The following is a 15,554-nucleotide window of genomic DNA, read 5'->3' as shown; positions in this document are numbered from 1 at the left end:
AATTTGGTCAAAAAACTATACTTTAGTTCTGGTTGCCAACGCCCTGTTTATAATTATTTTTTATTTAATCATGAAATTATACTCATAACCTATGCAAATATTTGACTGGATTGTACTGATAGTAACACTATTATTTATTGTAATTTATGGTGCATGGAAAACACGCGGCAGCAAAAATGTTGAGGACTATATTCTTGGAAACAACGAAACGCCTTGGTTTACCGTGGGACTTTCGGTTATGGCAACCCAAGCGAGTGCAATTACTTTCCTTTCAACGCCAGGACAAGCCTATCATGACGGAATGGGATTTGTCCAATTCTATTTTGGATTACCTATTGCAATGGTGGTAATCTGCCTCACTTTTATACCTATTTACCACAAATACAAAGTTTATACTGCTTATGAATATTTAGAAAAAAGGTTCGATCTAAAAACCCGTTCCTTGGCTGCTGTTTTATTTTTGGTCCAAAGAGGTTTAGGAACTGGCATTACGATTTACGCTCCCTCTATTATTTTATCGGCATTGTTGGGCTGGAATCTTACCTATATGAATATTATCATTGGTATTTTAGTTATTATTTACACCTTTTCAGGTGGTACAAAAGCTGTCAATGTCACTCAAAAACAGCAAATGTTTGTCATTCTAGCCGGAATGGTAATTACTTTTTTCCTTATTCTTGACTATTTGCCCAATGATATGACTTTTGATAATGCGTTGCATATTGCTGGAGCCAATCAAAAAATGAATATTGTGAATTTTTCTTTTGACTTGGATGAGAAATACACTTTTTGGAGCGGAATTACAGGTGGTTTTTTTCTAGCCCTAGCTTATTTTGGTACTGACCAATCGCAAGTAGGTAGATATTTATCTGGGAAATCGGTTAGAGAAAGCCAAATGGGATTAATCATGAACGGGCTTTTAAAAGTACCCATGCAATTCTTTATTTTACTTACGGGAGTTATGGTTTTTGTATTTTTTCAATTCAATGAAACGCCTTTGAATTTTAATCCAAACAATAAAATAATTGTAGAAAACTCTATTTACAAGAAAGAGTACCAAAATTTACAAAAGGATTTAGAAAAACTATCCGAAGATGAAAAAGTAATTAATCTGTTATATATTGACCAACTCAATCAGGATTATGACAATCCCACCCTTAGAAAAGAATTAGTCGATTTGGCACTCAAAGAAAAAGAATTAAGGGCAAAGGCCAGAGAAATCATTTCAAAAGCGGATAATAAAGCCGAAACCAATGATAAAGATTATGTTTTTTTCTATTTCATACTTCATTATCTACCAAAAGGGCTTATTGGCTTATTGCTGGCGGTAATCATTTCTGCAGCTATGTCTTCAACAGCTTCAGGCCTTAATGCACTAGCATCGACAACAGCCATTGATATCTACAAGCGTAATCTCAAAGAAGAAAAAACCGAGAAACATTACCTTAATGCTTCCAAACTTTTTACTCTAATGTGGGGAATTATTGCTATTGCTTTTGCTTGTATCGCCACGCTTTTTGAAAATCTAATACAACTTGTAAACATAATCGGTTCCATTTTTTATGGTACTGTTTTGGGAATTTTCTTGGTTGGTTTTTATACCAAAAAAATACGCGGAAAATCAATCTACTATAGTGCTATCATTAGCCAAATAGCTATTTTTATCATCTATTATTTCACCAATTTCATTTATGTAAGTGGAGCCGAAAAACTAGGATATTTATGGCTTAATTTTATTGGGGCGTTACTCACCATAATATTGTCTTATTTGTTGCAAACTACACTATTTAAGAGTGAAAAACAAACCACTTTAGGAGATCAAAATAGGGTCGCATAAAAATCTTATACACTACAAAACAAAATTCCGCCAAGTTCTAAAAAAGACGAGACGGGATTTTCTGTTTTAAATCCTTTTTAGAATATATTAGGATTTAAAGATTATTGAATTATTCATAAAAAATAATACGAAAAATATTAAAAAATAATTTAAAAAATATAAATTTGGCTTCAAATTTTAACTAAACTATTTAGTAATGAAATCAATAAATCTTTTTTGCTTTGCCTTATTTTTTCAACTGCTCTGCGGAAGTACCACTTATGCCCAATTTGGTATTTCAACTGATATATTAAAACTTGGGGCTTCAACCCTAGGTATTGATAAAATATTCAAAAAACCAGCAGCCATTACGACGGCTTTCGAAGATGTGAATAAAGATGGTTCGCAAATGCCTAATTTTTTCAAATTAGAAGTAGCACAGCCTTTATATTTATTACCAAAAGCGACCAATGGCGGTTTTGTACTTTGCGCCGGCTATTATGAAATGATTAATAAAAGTTACTGTTTGCATGCTGGTACATTTGCGCCATCAACCGGTGACGGGTATATGTATGCTCCAACTAATGGTTCAAAAAAAGAAATTGTTACGGCGATACTAAAGAGTGCTGAAAATCATCCGGAAATTCATCAACATGATATACAAATTTTGTTATGGGCCATCATTGCCAAAACAAAATTCATCAATTTTAGTACTGAGGTAAAACTGACTGCTGTTACTCTACTTACAAAAAAACAATTAACACAACTGGAGGATGGAGCGCTTGGATTTTTGCCTGATGATATTATCAATGAAGCCAAATCAAAGCTACCCGAAAGTGTACAAACTGTCTTTGAAGCAGAAAACAATATTCGTGGCTTAATTACTTCTGGAAATTATACGTATCAGGAAATGGAAAAATATGCCATTCTAGCTGGATTTGCACCTCCTAGAACAGATTACCCCAGCGGGATATGGACTTTGCATCCAGATGGGTATTATATACGTTACATCCCATCAGGTTATTCAGTAACCAAAGTTCAGATTTACGTTCCCAAAGAACTCATTGATGGTTTAAAAGGAAAAAGCCTTATTTATGACGCAACAAATGATATTGCCTGCCCAGCAAATACAGGATCTCAAAGGTTGGCACAAACCAATGAACCTTTAAATCCAGATTATTCAATTATCATTAAGACAGTATGTAACGGTGTAAATTAATATTAGAAAACTGTTAACACAAAAAAATCCCGTTTCCTCTTAAGAAGAAACGGGATTTTCATATTCATTTTATTGTTTATTTTTTACTCCACTCTGAAATGCTTTCTCTATTCATTTTTACATAATCCTGATTTTTGGCTGCTTCAGCAGCTGCCAGAGAAATAGTAGCCGTTTCAATCGCTCCTTTTTTGTCGCCTAATTTGGCTTGAATCAATGATTTCAAACGAGTGTACCAATAAGGTTTTTCGGTACTCATATTCAAAGCTTTATCAACGTAATTCAACGCTTTTGCATTATCACCATTTGATTGATAAATATATTGCGCTGCCGAAAAATAGTCCGCTGATGTTGGCCCCGCCAAGATTTTTTCAATATTAGCCAATGTTACTTTTTGGGTCGGCACCTCAAATTTCATCGAAACTGAAGAATTTTCCCAAGCCATATCTAAGTCTGCAGAATCAGCAGTCAAATTTCCAATACCAATCGTAAAAGACTCCACTGGTTTTTGCAAGGATTCTTCTTTTACCGTAGTTCTCAAAACTACATTAGCTTCATTCCAAACTTCCGGATTTCCCCAATTGTTTGTAGTAGAATAAAAAATCACTTCCCAACTTTCAATTTTAGGAATCGTATACAAAGCATATTTTCCTTTTGGCAACGTTTTACCGTCGATTACAACATCTTCACTAAAAGAAATTGTAGTATTTTCATTGGCACCTGTTCTCCAAACTTTTCCAAAAGGAACCAAATTACCAAACACCGCTCTTCCTCGCGCCGCCGGTCTGCAATAAACGATTTCTACGTCTGTCAATCCAACTGTTTGAAAAACTGTTGCTTTTGGACTTGCTTGAGGAGTTTTCAATTGAGCCTCAGTAATAAAGGGTGCTATAATAAATGCTAATACAATAAGTGCTTTTTTCATTATTATTGGTTTAAGTGTTTCCTCAAATTTACAAATTCAAAAAGCTTTAAATGTTAATATTTCCTTAATTCAAAAAATAGTTATTACACTGTTTTCTTTAAATTCCATCTCTGCAAAAAACAAAAAAAACACCCCAACAGCAAACTAAGAAATCATATAAGCTTTATAAAAAATTATGTAACAACAGAAAAGAGGTTCCAGTTTAAGTTTGCAATGTAATTAAATCAAATTTAATTAATAATGACGTGATTATTTTTAACAATAGTCAACTTTATAAAAAACTACTATCATGGAAAATCAAAAAATAATACTCCAAAAAGTAAAATATCTTTTTTTTAAAAGCATGTTCTACTGTTTTGAAATTCGATATATGTTTAATTTATAAACTCATTAGTACTGTGATACTTTTTCAAAACTCAATTCATCAAAATGATTGACAACCACATCTGCCAATGTTAAATCTTGGTCTTTGGAATGAAAACTATTGTACCCAATACAAAAAATACCGGCAGATTTAGCTGCTTTTACACCATTGGTACTATCTTCAATAACGATGCAATTCTCTTTTGGAGCTACTGACAAAGAAGCAGCGTGCAAAAAAATTGCAGGATGTGGTTTTGATTTTGGGAAATCTTCGCCACTCACTATATGAGTAAAATACTGATGCAAATCAAATCGGCGAAAAACTCGGTCAATAGTCACTTTTGAAGCTGATGAAGCCACAATTAACTGCATTCCGTTTTGATGAAAATCTTTAATTAAATGCTCTACTCCTTCCAGCAATGCCAAGTCTTCTTTACTATCAAAAGCATCGTTAAAAATGGATCTTTTCCTCAAAATTAAATCTTCCACATCCTGTTCCAATTGGAAATGTTCTTTCAATTTCTGAAAAGTATTGCGTGTCGATAATCCTGTAAAAGAAGTGTACATTTCCTCTGGAACTTCAATATTGAGTTCACCAAATTGTTTGTAATAAGCATAACGGTGTACGAGTTCTGTATCAACAATTACACCATCCATGTCGAAAATTACGGTTTGTATCATTAAAATTTTAGTTTAAATTGTTTAAAGTTTTATTTTGTTTCAAATTGTTTAATGAAAGTCGTTTAACATTGATAAAACATTCTCTGAAATTTCGTTTTACCCCAACCTCAAACTTTTTAACTCTTAAACAATGCAAACTTTTTACTCTTTTTTAAGCAAATATCGAATCACCGTTTCTGCAGCATACAATCCGAATAATCCTGGCATATAGCTATTGGTTCCGTAGAACGATTTCTTGAAATTGGAACCATCGGTCATTTTTAAACTTGACTCATCCTGAATTTCAGAAGAAAAAACCACTTTCACTTTATTGATTTTTTCTTTTTTTAGACGCTTTCTGATGGTTTTAGCAAAATAGCAATTGATTGTTTTAGAAATATCAGTCACCTTTACTTTGGAAGCGTCCATTTTACCACCAGCTCCCATGCTGCTTAGGATTCTTACACGCTTTCTTTTGGCAGCGATAATCAAATTTAGTTTTGGCGTAACACTGTCAATACAATCTAAAACATAGTCATATTCAGGCATAACAATTTCGTAGGCACGCTCTGGTGAAAGAAACTCTTTTATTCTTATCAAATTCAATTCGGGATTGATATCCATCAATCGGTCCCCCACAACATCCACTTTAGGCAGCCCCACAGTTGAATGCAAAGCTGGTAATTGTCTGTTTATATTGGTAATATCCACAACATCTCCGTCTACAATGGTCATCGTCCCCACTCCTGCCCTTGCTAAAAATTCGGCTGCAAAAGACCCCACACCGCCAAGTCCCACGACCATTACGTGGGCATTCTGTAAATTTTGTAATCCTTCTTTTTTAAATAATAGTTCGGCTCTTTCTGTCCACTCTGCCATATTTATTCGTTTTAATTTTATTCTTAAAGTTGCTTTTTAAAAACGGTTGCAAAATTACTGTTTATTTGCTGTTTGAGTACCTCCATACTCCAATTTTTATAGTTGGCTGCCAAGGCATATACTTCTTCAATTCCTTCTTCAACAGTATCGGTCTCCAAAAAAAATCGATCATTGGGAATACTTTCGAAAACTATTTCTAATTCCGGATTGCGCAATAAGTATTTTCCAAACGAAATATAAAATCCATTATCAATCAATTCCTTAGCCACTTGTTTGTTTTTTGAAAAACCGTGAATAATCATCGGAACTGCAATTTTTAAACGTTTCTTGGTTGCAATTACCTCCTGAAAAGCAGCCACACAATGAATTACAACTGGTTTATTCTGTTTTTGTGCCAAAAGTAATTGTTTTTCAAAAACTATTTGCTGCAGCTCTAACGGAATTTCGATGCGTTTGTCCAATCCGCATTCGCCTAGAGCTATACAATTGGGCTCTTGCAATTTGCTTTCAATGATTTGCAAATCAGAATCCAATCTTTCTTTATCGATATACCAGGGATGAATCCCAATAGAATAAAACGAGATCGTTGGATCAAATTCCTGTGGATATTGATTGACGAGTTCTAAAACCGTGTCCTGATTCGTAAATTTGTGAGTGTGTAAATTAAAATATTTCATTAGTCATGAAATTTCTTTACACCCGCTTTGATTTCGATAGCCAAATCGTTTTCCAAAGGTACTTTTGGACAAGAATATTTATGACTGTAAGCACAATACGGGTTGTACGATAAATTGAAATCTATAATTATGGTATTTCCAGATGGAATTTTCAAGTCAATGTATTTCCCTCCTATATAACTCTCTTTTCCGGAGGTCAAATCCGAAAAGGGTAAAAACATATAGTCTTTGTATTCCTCTTTTTTGGAGAGTTCAATATTGCGGTAAATATTCAGTTTAAACTCTCTTCCTTCAAGCTGAAAACGGGCTTCACCGTATTTTACATACAATGGCTTTCTGGCAGTTGAAGTTGGCATTTCAAACGGTTTTTCATCCTCAGTTCTGATGAATTGAGCAAACGCAAAAGCTTTTTCATTTATAGGATAAAAGTCCAACGACTTGAAATGGGCTAAATCTTCAGGTAACAACGGACTTGTCTTGGCATCTGCATATTCGGCATTGAGGTCTTTTTGAAATTTTTCGACAACTGCCGTATCAAATTTTTCTTGAGTGAAACCTACATTAAATGAAGCTAATAAAACTAAAGCCAGTATAATTCTCATTTTTCAAAATTTTAAGCAAAAATAGTTTAAAGTTACAAAGCCACAAAGTTTATATTTAGAGAAACAAATATCTTGAAACACTATAAATATCTCTCTAGCCCAGATTACTTCACTTAGATTTTATTTTCACAGGAGTTCAGTGAACTTCGTTTGAAACGAAAATCCTTTTTATTTTTTCTTTAAAAATAAAAAGATTACTTCACTCGCTTTTATTTTTTTTGTGTTCAGTGAATACATTTGCAGTGTATAGCTGGAAATAGCTCCTAAAAAACTTTGTAGATTTGCAATATAAGAATTTACTACATGCTCAAAACTGCTCTCGGTCGCTACATCAACAATTTCAAAGGATTCACACGCGAAGTCTGGATACTGGCTTTGATCACTTTTGTCAATAGAGCGGGTACGATGGTACTACCGTTTTTATCCAAATATTTAAAGGAAAATTTACACTTTACCTATGGCGAAGTGGGATGGATTATGGTTGCCTTTGGCTTGGGGTCTATGTTGGGTTCTTGGCTAGGAGGTAAATTGACCGATAAAATTGGGTTTTACAAAATCATGATTTTTAGCCTTTTTACGAGTGGAATTTTATTTTTTATCCTGCAATACATCACCTCTTTTTGGGGATTATGTTTTGGAATGTTTATCATCATGGCAATTTCTGATATGTTTCGCCCCGCCATGTTCGTTTCCTTGAGCGTGTATGCAAAACCTGAAAACAGAGTTCGAGCCTTGTCCCTAGTACGATTGGCAGTCAATCTGGGTTTTACGGCCGGCCCCACATTAGGCGGGTTGATTATTTTAGGAATGGGATATCGCGGTCTGTTTTGGGTCGATGGAAGCTCGTGTATCATCGCGATTTTGATATTTGCCTTCTACATCAAAGAGAAAAAGAAAATCCCAATTGCCATAGAGGATGCTGCGACTAAAATCGCTCCCAGATCCATTTACAAAGACAAACCTTTTTGGTTGCTGTTGTTCATCAGTTTTATTACGGCCATGGTCTTTTTCCAAATATTCACCACACTTCCTTTATATCACCATGAGAAATTTGGCCTTAGTGAGTTCCAAACTGGAATGCTCCTTTCCGTCAACGGACTATTGGTTTTCCTTTTAGAAATGCCTATCGTCAGTAGATTGGAACGCAAAAAAGCCAACAAAATCAAGAACATCGGCTATGGCTCCTTATGCATTGCGGCAGGATATTACATTTTGTTATTCGATTCTTGGGTAGGTATTTTAGTCATCAGTATTGTATTGCTTACTTTGGGCGAAATATTTTCCTTCCCTTTTGCCAATGCCGTTGCCATCAATCGAGCACCAAAAGGCCAAGAAGGTCAATATATGGGACTTTACACTATGAGTTTCAGTCTGGCACACATTGCCAGTTCCAAAACAGGACTCGAAATTATTGCTCATTTTGGTTATTTCGTGAATTGGTTTATAATGGGAAGCCTCGGAATATTAGCATTACTTTGCGGCATTTGGCTCAACAAAATGATACAGCACGAGCAAAAATAACAATCTACTTCAGCAACAATTCAAGGCACGTTTGGGCGTGACCCCATTAAGAAAAAGAGCCAACTTATAGCAATGCATATTCGGCTCTTTTCCTTAATGCGGTCGGGTCATCCGCGCTACTTCGGTAGCTTGCTCCTACCCCTCACGCAGTAAACCACAACTATTGTATTCCAAAAGATATTTTGTGCTTTTACCGTTTACTATACATAAATCTTAACAAGTTTTAGAAACCTTTTAGGATAAAACCACATCCCAATCCCAATAAAACCAATATAAAACTAAAATTTTAGTTAAATAACTATATTTATAGTTTGCAAACTAAAAATATAGTTGTAAGTTTGTTTCAAATTAAATCATCATGCAAAAACTAACAAACAAAGAAGAAGAAATCATGCACATTTTATGGAAGCTCAAAAAAGCATTCGTAAAAGAAGTCATGGCCGAAATCACAGAGGACCAACCGCATTACAATACGTTATCCACAATTATACGTAACCTTGAAGAAAAAGGATATGTTTCGTATAATGCCTTTGGAAATACCCATCAATATTACCCAATAGTGACATTAGAAGATTACAGAAAACGATTTATGAGTACTGCCATTGATAATTATTTCAACAGTTCGTATAAAAATATGGTTTCCTTTTTTGCCAAAGAAGAAAAAATAACTGCGGCTGAGCTAAGAGAAATTCTGGACATGATTGAACAAAAACAATAACAAACATGGAAACACTATTCCTATATATTGCAAAATCCAGCGGACTGATAGCCATGTTTTACATCGCCTACTATTTTCTGTTGCGAAAAGAGACTTTTTTTACCGCAAATCGTTGGTATCTTTTAGCCGGTTTGCTAACCTCCGTGATTTTGCCTTGGATAGTTTTTACCACTATTGTTTGGGTAGAACCAACACCAAGCACTATTGATTGGTCCAAAGTCCCTCATAGTGTTCCAATACAAAAAGAAAGTTTTGAAATCAACTGGTATATTGTTTTAGCAGCAGCTTATGCTATTGGAACTGTGTTATTTTTAATCCAGTTTGGATTGGACTATTATCATCTTAATCGCGTTTTAAAAGGCAAAAACATTCAGCAACAAGCCGACCATAAATTCATTGATGTAAAAGAGAATATCGCTCCTTTTTCCTATTTCAACACTATTGTTTACAACTCATCACTGTATAACGAGTCTGAAATGGAAAGCATACTCGAACATGAAAAAGTACACAGCGAGCAATACCACACTATAGACGTCTTAATCACACGTTTCTTTTGCATCCTTTTTTGGTTCAATCCTTTTATTTGGTTGTACAAAAAAGCCATTTTGCAAAACTTGGAATTCATCGCCGACAATGAAGCTACCAAAAATTTATCCGACAAAAAAGCGTACCAACTCACGCTTTTAAAAATAACAGCGCACGAAAATTGTGTTGTGCTTACCAATCATTTTTATCAATCATTAATCAAAAAACGAATCGTTATGTTAAACAAAAATCAATCAAAAAAATGGAATTCCTGGAAGTATGTTTTGATACTTCCGGCTTTAGTTGGCTTTGTGTTATTATTTCAAATGGAAGTTATAGCAAAGGAAAAAAATCACAATCCCAAAATAGAACAAACCACTTCAAAAGATGAAGATGTTTACCAAATCACTAAGAATACCACCGAAGCGGAATTGAAACAAAAAGCAGAAATTCTTAGCGAAAAATATGATATAAAAACTACCTTTTCAAAAGTAAAAAGAAACTCAAATAATGAATTAATTGGTTTAAAAATTAAACTACAAAAAGGAAAAGAAATAGCTACCGTAATGGAAGTGAATAGTAGCGAACCCATAAAAGATTTTGCAATAGCCATTTCCAAAAATGATAATGGAACCACCAATATTGGTATCGTTACAGAGAAAAATAAAACGAACGATAAATTAGTTCAAGAAAACGAAATTATAGTTTCTAATACATCTATTCCAGCCGACACTCAAATTTATATCAACGGATCAAAATCAGATAAAGCCGAAATGGATAAATTAGATCCAAACGAAATTGCAACTGTAAATGTTAACAAAAATGATAACAAACAAGAAATCAGAATTATCACAAAAAAGTTTGCGAAAATAGGTAGCGAGAATGATATTTACATCAATGATAAAAAAGTAAATCAAGATGAATTAGACCATTTAGACCAAGGTACAATCGAAAGAATGGATGTAAATAAGGAGGGGAAAACAATCCGAATTATAACAAAAAACAGAACCTATAATCAAGATAAAAACATGCCTGTTCCTCCAGTACCTCCTACTCCTCCAGTCATGAAATTTAAAACTCCAGCTCCTCCTGCATTCCCGAAAGCACCTAAAGCGCCAAAAGGAGATCCTATAAACGGAGACAAAAAAGCATGGAAAGAGTTCGAAAATAAAATGGAAGACTATGAGGCCAAAATGAAAAAAATGGAACCTCAAATGGAAGCTTTTGATAAACAAATGGCTGAATTTGACAAACAAATGGAACCTTACAACAAAGAAATGGAAGCTTTCGAAGCAAAAATGAAAGTTTACGAAAAACAAATGGAGGAATATCAATCCAAATTGGATAAAGAAAACAATTAATCCCATAAAACTCAAAAAGACGGTCACTATCAAGACCGTCTTTTTTATATCTTTGAAAAAAATAGAACTATGTTTAAAATCCTTGCCCAAATCAACAAACTTATTTTACCAAGTTTTACCAAACAAAGACTGGACATATCTAAAGCTAACAAATGGCAAATGGCGATTATAGGGTATCGTTATTACGTTACAACCAGAGCGCTTGGCTAAATTGCAGTATGCAGATTTCAGTCTGCAGTAATCAGTATAATCTGCCTTCTAAATTCTGTTACCTGAAAACTAATACGTCATTGCCGCGAAGATCTCGTTTCCTACTATCTTTTCCCTTCCTTTCAAGAAAGTGATTTCCATCAGGAAATTGCATTGTACAATTACGCCTCCTAATCGTTCAACCAATTCGCAAACTGCTTTTGCCGTTCCTCCAGTAGCCAAAACATCATCATGAATCAAAATTCTATCTCCTTTTTGAATGGCATCGATGTGAATTTCGAGCGTATCGTTACCATATTCTAAATCATATGAAGCCGAAATAGTATCAAAAGGCAGTTTATTGGGTTTTCGAACAGGAATAAAACCCACATTTAATTCCTGTGCCAAAAGCATCCCAAAGAAAAAACCTCGGCTTTCTACGCCAATAACCTTATTTATTTTTTTATCTTTTACCGTGGAAAGCAATATTTCTAAACATTCTTTCCTTGCATTTACATCGATTAGCAATGGAGTGATGTCTTTAAATACAATCCCTTCTTTTGGAAATCCTTGAATATCACGTATATAATTCTTTAAGCTCATTTTTTTTAATTTTTATGCAAATTCATGCTTGCAAGATACATATTTATTCCTATATTTGCACCCGCAAACAAGTTCAATGTACAGCATTAAAAACAATGAATAAGTAAGCAAAATGGCCTTGTGGCGCAACTGAATAGCGCACTTGATTACGGCTCAAGAGGTTACTGGTTTGAATCCAGTCAAGGTCACAAAAAATTCCCTAAAACTTGATTTTCAAGGTTTAGGGAATTTTTATTTACACATCCAGCTAATATGAGGTCAGCAATAAATTTAATTCCCAACTACTATTGTTATACATTTACCCTCTAAGTAATGTCCTGAACAAAAAAAATGCAACAATTGATTACGATTAAAGAATGCCAAAAGAGTCAGCTTGATTTATTATTTGAAATTGCCCTACAAACCTATAACGATAGCTATCCGTATTTATGGTCGGATGAAGGTACATGGTATCTAGACGCATTTTATAGAAAAACAGAATTTGAAAAGGAGCTTTCAGCACCCAATGTTTTTTATTTTTTGGTATATGATGCGCGCAAGATAATAGGCTATCTAAAATTAAAACAGAATGCAATTCCCCCCTATCCACAAGAGCTCTGTACTGAAATAGAAAAACTGTACCTCCTAAAAGAATATACCGGGAAAGGAATTGGAAAGACCCTAATAAAATTTATAATTTCTCTGTCTAAGGAACACTGTCGCCCCGTTGTTTGGCTTAAGGTTATGGAAAGCAGCCCAGCGAAATATCTTTATGCGAAATATGGATTCAAACAAACCGATAAAAGCTATTTGGATTACCCTGCAATGAAAAAAGAATACCGATGGCTACTCACTATGGTATACCAGATTGAAGATATTTCAGTTTAGGCTACGCAATACTCTATTTACGAATATCGGATTAAAAAAAGCTGCTAGATAACGTATTACTAATCTATTGCTTTTTCTTTCCCTCATTAACAATTAGTTTCAAAGAATTGATATAATCAGTATCAAATTCTATAACTCTTATTTTGTTTAGCTTAAAACTCATTTCACCTTCAAATTCCCCTTCGGTTCCCAAAAAATCAATTACCAATTCTTTCTCATTTAGTTCTATGAGTTTACCGAGATAAACAGCTTTATCAGACTTTTTTTCAATCTGAAAAATTTCATATTTTTTGGCTAAAAAATGTATAATTGAAGACAAATCTTTCAGCGGAATTATTTCCTCCGCACTAGTTTTTAAACCTTTAAGTTTAATTACTTTTTCTGTGAATTCATGATCCTTGTCTTGAATGATTGACTTTACATTTACGTTTTTTAATATCGTATAACCATCAATAATAAAATCAAAAGGATTATTTTTTAGTAAAATCCAATCTTCTGTCCAATCAATAAGAAAGCCGCTAAAGATTTCTTTTTTGTCTTCAAATTCTATTGAAATCAATTGTCGTAAGTATTTTTCCATCTTTATTTTAATTTCGATAGCCGTTTATTAGTAACTCCTGTTCGTCTAAAGAACCTCAAACGAACTATATTTTATTAAATACAACGTAAATATATAGGATTTAAACACAATTAAAAATTGTTTTTGAATGGTAATCCTCGGGTGACAGATAGATGGGAAGTAAAATACGCATCAAGTACTTATTCAAAATAGACAATTTTAATTAATCTAGACTATTATCAAAATCATCATTTTGACAAAGCAAGGCAAAGAAATGAATAGTTGAATCGTTTTAATTTGCAGATTCATGGTTCAGATTCTCTGCTTTCTAAAAGATCAGAGCCCCCCTTATCCATTTAAAATATAGATAATTAATTCATAATAAGCCTTTTTTACATGCAAAATTTGAAATATTCTAATTAGAGAATTACCATTTTCTAATTCTAGTTTTTATAAATAATAAAATCATTTGTTTTTAAATTGATGCTACCCATTAAAATTTTACTCATTTTTGGAAGGTTTATTTTCTTTTCCGAACCAAAGTTAATTTCAACCGTAATTGTATCACCTTCAAAAGATCGGGTGTACAAAATTTGGTTGTCTTTATACTCAAGTCTATTGTAATTGCCATATTGCAAGACTTTTTCATTATTTCTTAAGGCTATCAACTTTTTGTAACGATTAAGAATTGAATTTTCATTGTTTAATAACTCCTCTACATTGTTTTTTTGATAATCAGAATTAATTTTAATCCATGCTTTCTGATTTGAAAATCCAGCAAAAGGATTATCATTCCACTGCATCGGACTACGTGATTTATCACGATTGTGTTCATTTCCTTCCAAAAGTGCTTCAACTGGATTTTTCCCTTTGGCAAGTGCCAATTCATAATGTGTTTTTCCTTGAATATCAACCATTTCTTCCAGATTATTCGCGATAATATTATGCATCCCGATTTCTTCTCCATAATAAACAAAAGGTACTCCTTTGGCGGTAAGCATCAAGGTCGCTAATGCTAAAGCTCTGTCTGGATTTCCATCTGCCAATCGATCAATCATTCTGGGCATATCATGACTTCCAAAAAACAAGGTTGGATAATTACTCATGTTTTTCTCCATGCTTTGCAACTCTTCAAAAATGCGTTGTGACGAAAATGTTTTGATGCTCCCAAAGTTGAAATTAAAAACTACATCCAGTAATTCCTGTGATTGGTATTGTTTCAGGACTTCAATTTTGTCGCTTCCAATTTCTCCAACTATAAAACGATTATCGTACTCGTTCACGGTCGATTTTATGATTCGCATGGCATTTTTAACACCAGCTTGATCAATATCATTTAGGTGCTGTTGTTGACCATCTTTAAAAGGATTGTCGTTTGTAATTCCATCAGTGTTTAAAAAATTAATAACATCCAATCGAAATCCATCTATACCGGTATCCAGCCAAAATCGGAGCACTTTCTGCACCTCAGCCACCACTTTTGGATTCGACCAATTGAGATCTGCCATTCTTACATCAAACTTATGATAGTAATACTGATCCGTCTCTGCCTCTTTTTCCCAAGCCGTTCCTCCAAAAAATGATTCCCAATTGTTTGGTTGATCTTTCCATATATAATAATCCCGATACGGATTGTCTTTTGATTTTCGAGATTCTTGAAACCATTTGCAATCGGTTGAAGTATGATTCAAAACCATATCCATTATCACTTTTATTCCTCTTTTGTGGGCTTCCTTCAGGAAAACATCAAAATCAGCTTTGTTACCATAAGTGGGATCAACCTCATAATAATTAGCAATGTCATATCCATTATCCACTTTTGGCGAAGTGAGAAAAGGAGTCAACCAAATACCCTTTATACCTAGCGATTGCAAGTAATCTAACTTCGCAGTCATTCCTCTAAAATCACCATAACCATCGCCGTTGCTATCCGCATAACTTGGCATATAGATTTGGTAAAAAACAGATTCTTTCCACCATTTCTTTTCTGTGTTCTGTGCTTTTAAAGAAGCCGAGTCAGATATAAAGAAAGAAAGGAGCACTATAATTATTAATTTAGATTGCATAAGCAAA

General features: G+C 33.9%; 15 protein-coding genes and 1 tRNA gene. 8 read left to right on the top strand and 8 right to left on the bottom strand.

Features of this window, described 5'->3' with window-relative positions; all coding sequences use genetic code 11:
• Positions 1-91: 91 nt before the first annotated feature.
• Both KZH69_RS13745 and KZH69_RS13740 read left to right on the top strand, forming a co-directional pair.
• The gene (locus KZH69_RS13745; protein WP_219318050.1) at positions 92-1,837 is read left to right on the top strand and encodes a sodium:solute symporter family protein; all 1,746 of its coding nucleotides are present in this window, start codon (positions 92-94) and stop codon (positions 1,835-1,837) included.
• A 196-nt stretch (positions 1,838-2,033) separates the two neighbouring features.
• Complete coding sequence (locus tag KZH69_RS13740) at positions 2,034-3,035, top strand: hypothetical protein (RefSeq protein ID WP_219318049.1); 1,002 nt, start codon at positions 2,034-2,036, stop codon at positions 3,033-3,035.
• A 76-nt stretch (positions 3,036-3,111) separates the two neighbouring features.
• Here KZH69_RS13740 and KZH69_RS13735 read toward each other — a convergent pair whose 3' ends face one another.
• The 5 genes from KZH69_RS13735 to KZH69_RS13715 form a co-directional block, all read right to left on the bottom strand.
• Positions 3,112-3,957: a DUF2911 domain-containing protein gene (locus KZH69_RS13735; RefSeq protein WP_219318048.1), complete on the bottom strand. Its 846-nt coding sequence runs from the start codon at positions 3,955-3,957 to the stop codon at positions 3,112-3,114.
• A gap of 390 nt (positions 3,958-4,347) precedes the next feature.
• The gene (locus KZH69_RS13730; protein WP_219318047.1) at positions 4,348-5,001 is read right to left on the bottom strand and encodes an HAD family hydrolase; all 654 of its coding nucleotides are present in this window, start codon (positions 4,999-5,001) and stop codon (positions 4,348-4,350) included.
• A gap of 141 nt (positions 5,002-5,142) precedes the next feature.
• On the bottom strand, positions 5,143-5,859 hold the full coding sequence (locus KZH69_RS13725; RefSeq protein ID WP_219318046.1) for a tRNA threonylcarbamoyladenosine dehydratase: 717 nt from the start codon (positions 5,857-5,859) through the stop codon (positions 5,143-5,145).
• A gap of 23 nt (positions 5,860-5,882) precedes the next feature.
• A complete protein-coding gene (locus tag KZH69_RS13720) occupies positions 5,883-6,536 on the bottom strand; it encodes a TatD family hydrolase (protein WP_219318045.1) in 654 nt (217 codons plus the stop codon).
• Positions 6,536-7,138: a DUF1684 domain-containing protein gene (locus KZH69_RS13715; RefSeq protein ID WP_219318044.1), complete on the bottom strand. Its 603-nt coding sequence runs from the start codon at positions 7,136-7,138 to the stop codon at positions 6,536-6,538. The genes KZH69_RS13720 and KZH69_RS13715 overlap by 1 nt, the downstream gene beginning before the upstream one ends.
• 303 nt (positions 7,139-7,441) lie before the next feature.
• Between KZH69_RS13715 and KZH69_RS13710 the strand changes: the two genes are divergently transcribed.
• The 4 genes from KZH69_RS13710 to KZH69_RS13695 all read left to right on the top strand — a co-directional run bounded on the left by KZH69_RS13710 (position 7,442) and on the right by KZH69_RS13695 (position 11,473).
• Positions 7,442-8,659 carry an MDR family MFS transporter gene (locus KZH69_RS13710; protein WP_219318043.1) on the top strand — a complete coding sequence of 406 codons (1,218 nt, stop codon included), beginning with the start codon at positions 7,442-7,444 and terminating at the stop codon, positions 8,657-8,659.
• Positions 8,660-9,017: 358 nt separating this feature from the next.
• On the top strand, positions 9,018-9,377 hold the full coding sequence (locus KZH69_RS13705) for a BlaI/MecI/CopY family transcriptional regulator (RefSeq protein ID WP_219318042.1): 360 nt from the start codon (positions 9,018-9,020) through the stop codon (positions 9,375-9,377).
• Between the two features lie 5 nt (positions 9,378-9,382).
• Positions 9,383-11,263 (top strand): M56 family metallopeptidase, encoded by a 1,881-nt coding sequence (locus tag KZH69_RS13700; protein ID WP_219318041.1) that lies wholly within the window; start codon positions 9,383-9,385, stop codon positions 11,261-11,263.
• A gap of 69 nt (positions 11,264-11,332) precedes the next feature.
• Complete coding sequence (locus tag KZH69_RS13695; RefSeq protein WP_219318040.1) at positions 11,333-11,473, top strand: SsrA-binding protein; 141 nt, start codon at positions 11,333-11,335, stop codon at positions 11,471-11,473.
• A 69-nt stretch (positions 11,474-11,542) separates the two neighbouring features.
• Here the strand turns inward: KZH69_RS13695 and KZH69_RS13690 are convergent, their stop codons facing one another.
• Complete coding sequence (locus KZH69_RS13690) at positions 11,543-12,055, bottom strand: adenine phosphoribosyltransferase (RefSeq protein ID WP_219318039.1); 513 nt, start codon at positions 12,053-12,055, stop codon at positions 11,543-11,545.
• A 114-nt stretch (positions 12,056-12,169) separates the two neighbouring features.
• Here KZH69_RS13690 and KZH69_RS13685 point away from each other — a divergent pair.
• Together KZH69_RS13685 and KZH69_RS13680 are read left to right on the top strand one after the other, a co-directional pair.
• Positions 12,170-12,243 (top strand) — tRNA-Arg (locus KZH69_RS13685).
• Positions 12,244-12,385: 142 nt separating this feature from the next.
• The gene (locus KZH69_RS13680; protein WP_219318038.1) at positions 12,386-12,922 is read left to right on the top strand and encodes a GNAT family N-acetyltransferase; all 537 of its coding nucleotides are present in this window, start codon (positions 12,386-12,388) and stop codon (positions 12,920-12,922) included.
• A gap of 64 nt (positions 12,923-12,986) precedes the next feature.
• Here KZH69_RS13680 and KZH69_RS13675 read toward each other — a convergent pair whose 3' ends face one another.
• Together KZH69_RS13675 and KZH69_RS13670 are read right to left on the bottom strand one after the other, a co-directional pair.
• Entirely contained in the window at positions 12,987-13,502 is a 516-nt protein-coding gene (locus tag KZH69_RS13675) for a hypothetical protein (RefSeq protein WP_219318037.1), read from the bottom strand.
• 422 nt (positions 13,503-13,924) lie between these two features.
• On the bottom strand, positions 13,925-15,547 hold the full coding sequence (locus KZH69_RS13670; protein WP_219318036.1) for an alpha-glucosidase: 1,623 nt from the start codon (positions 15,545-15,547) through the stop codon (positions 13,925-13,927).
• Between the last annotated feature and the right edge of the window lie 7 nt (positions 15,548-15,554).

This window comes from Flavobacterium taihuense (assembly GCF_019351435.1).
GTDB classification, from domain to species: Bacteria; Bacteroidota; Bacteroidia; order Flavobacteriales; family Flavobacteriaceae; genus Flavobacterium; species Flavobacterium taihuense.
This window is presented reverse-complemented; position numbering and strand designations above follow the sequence as displayed.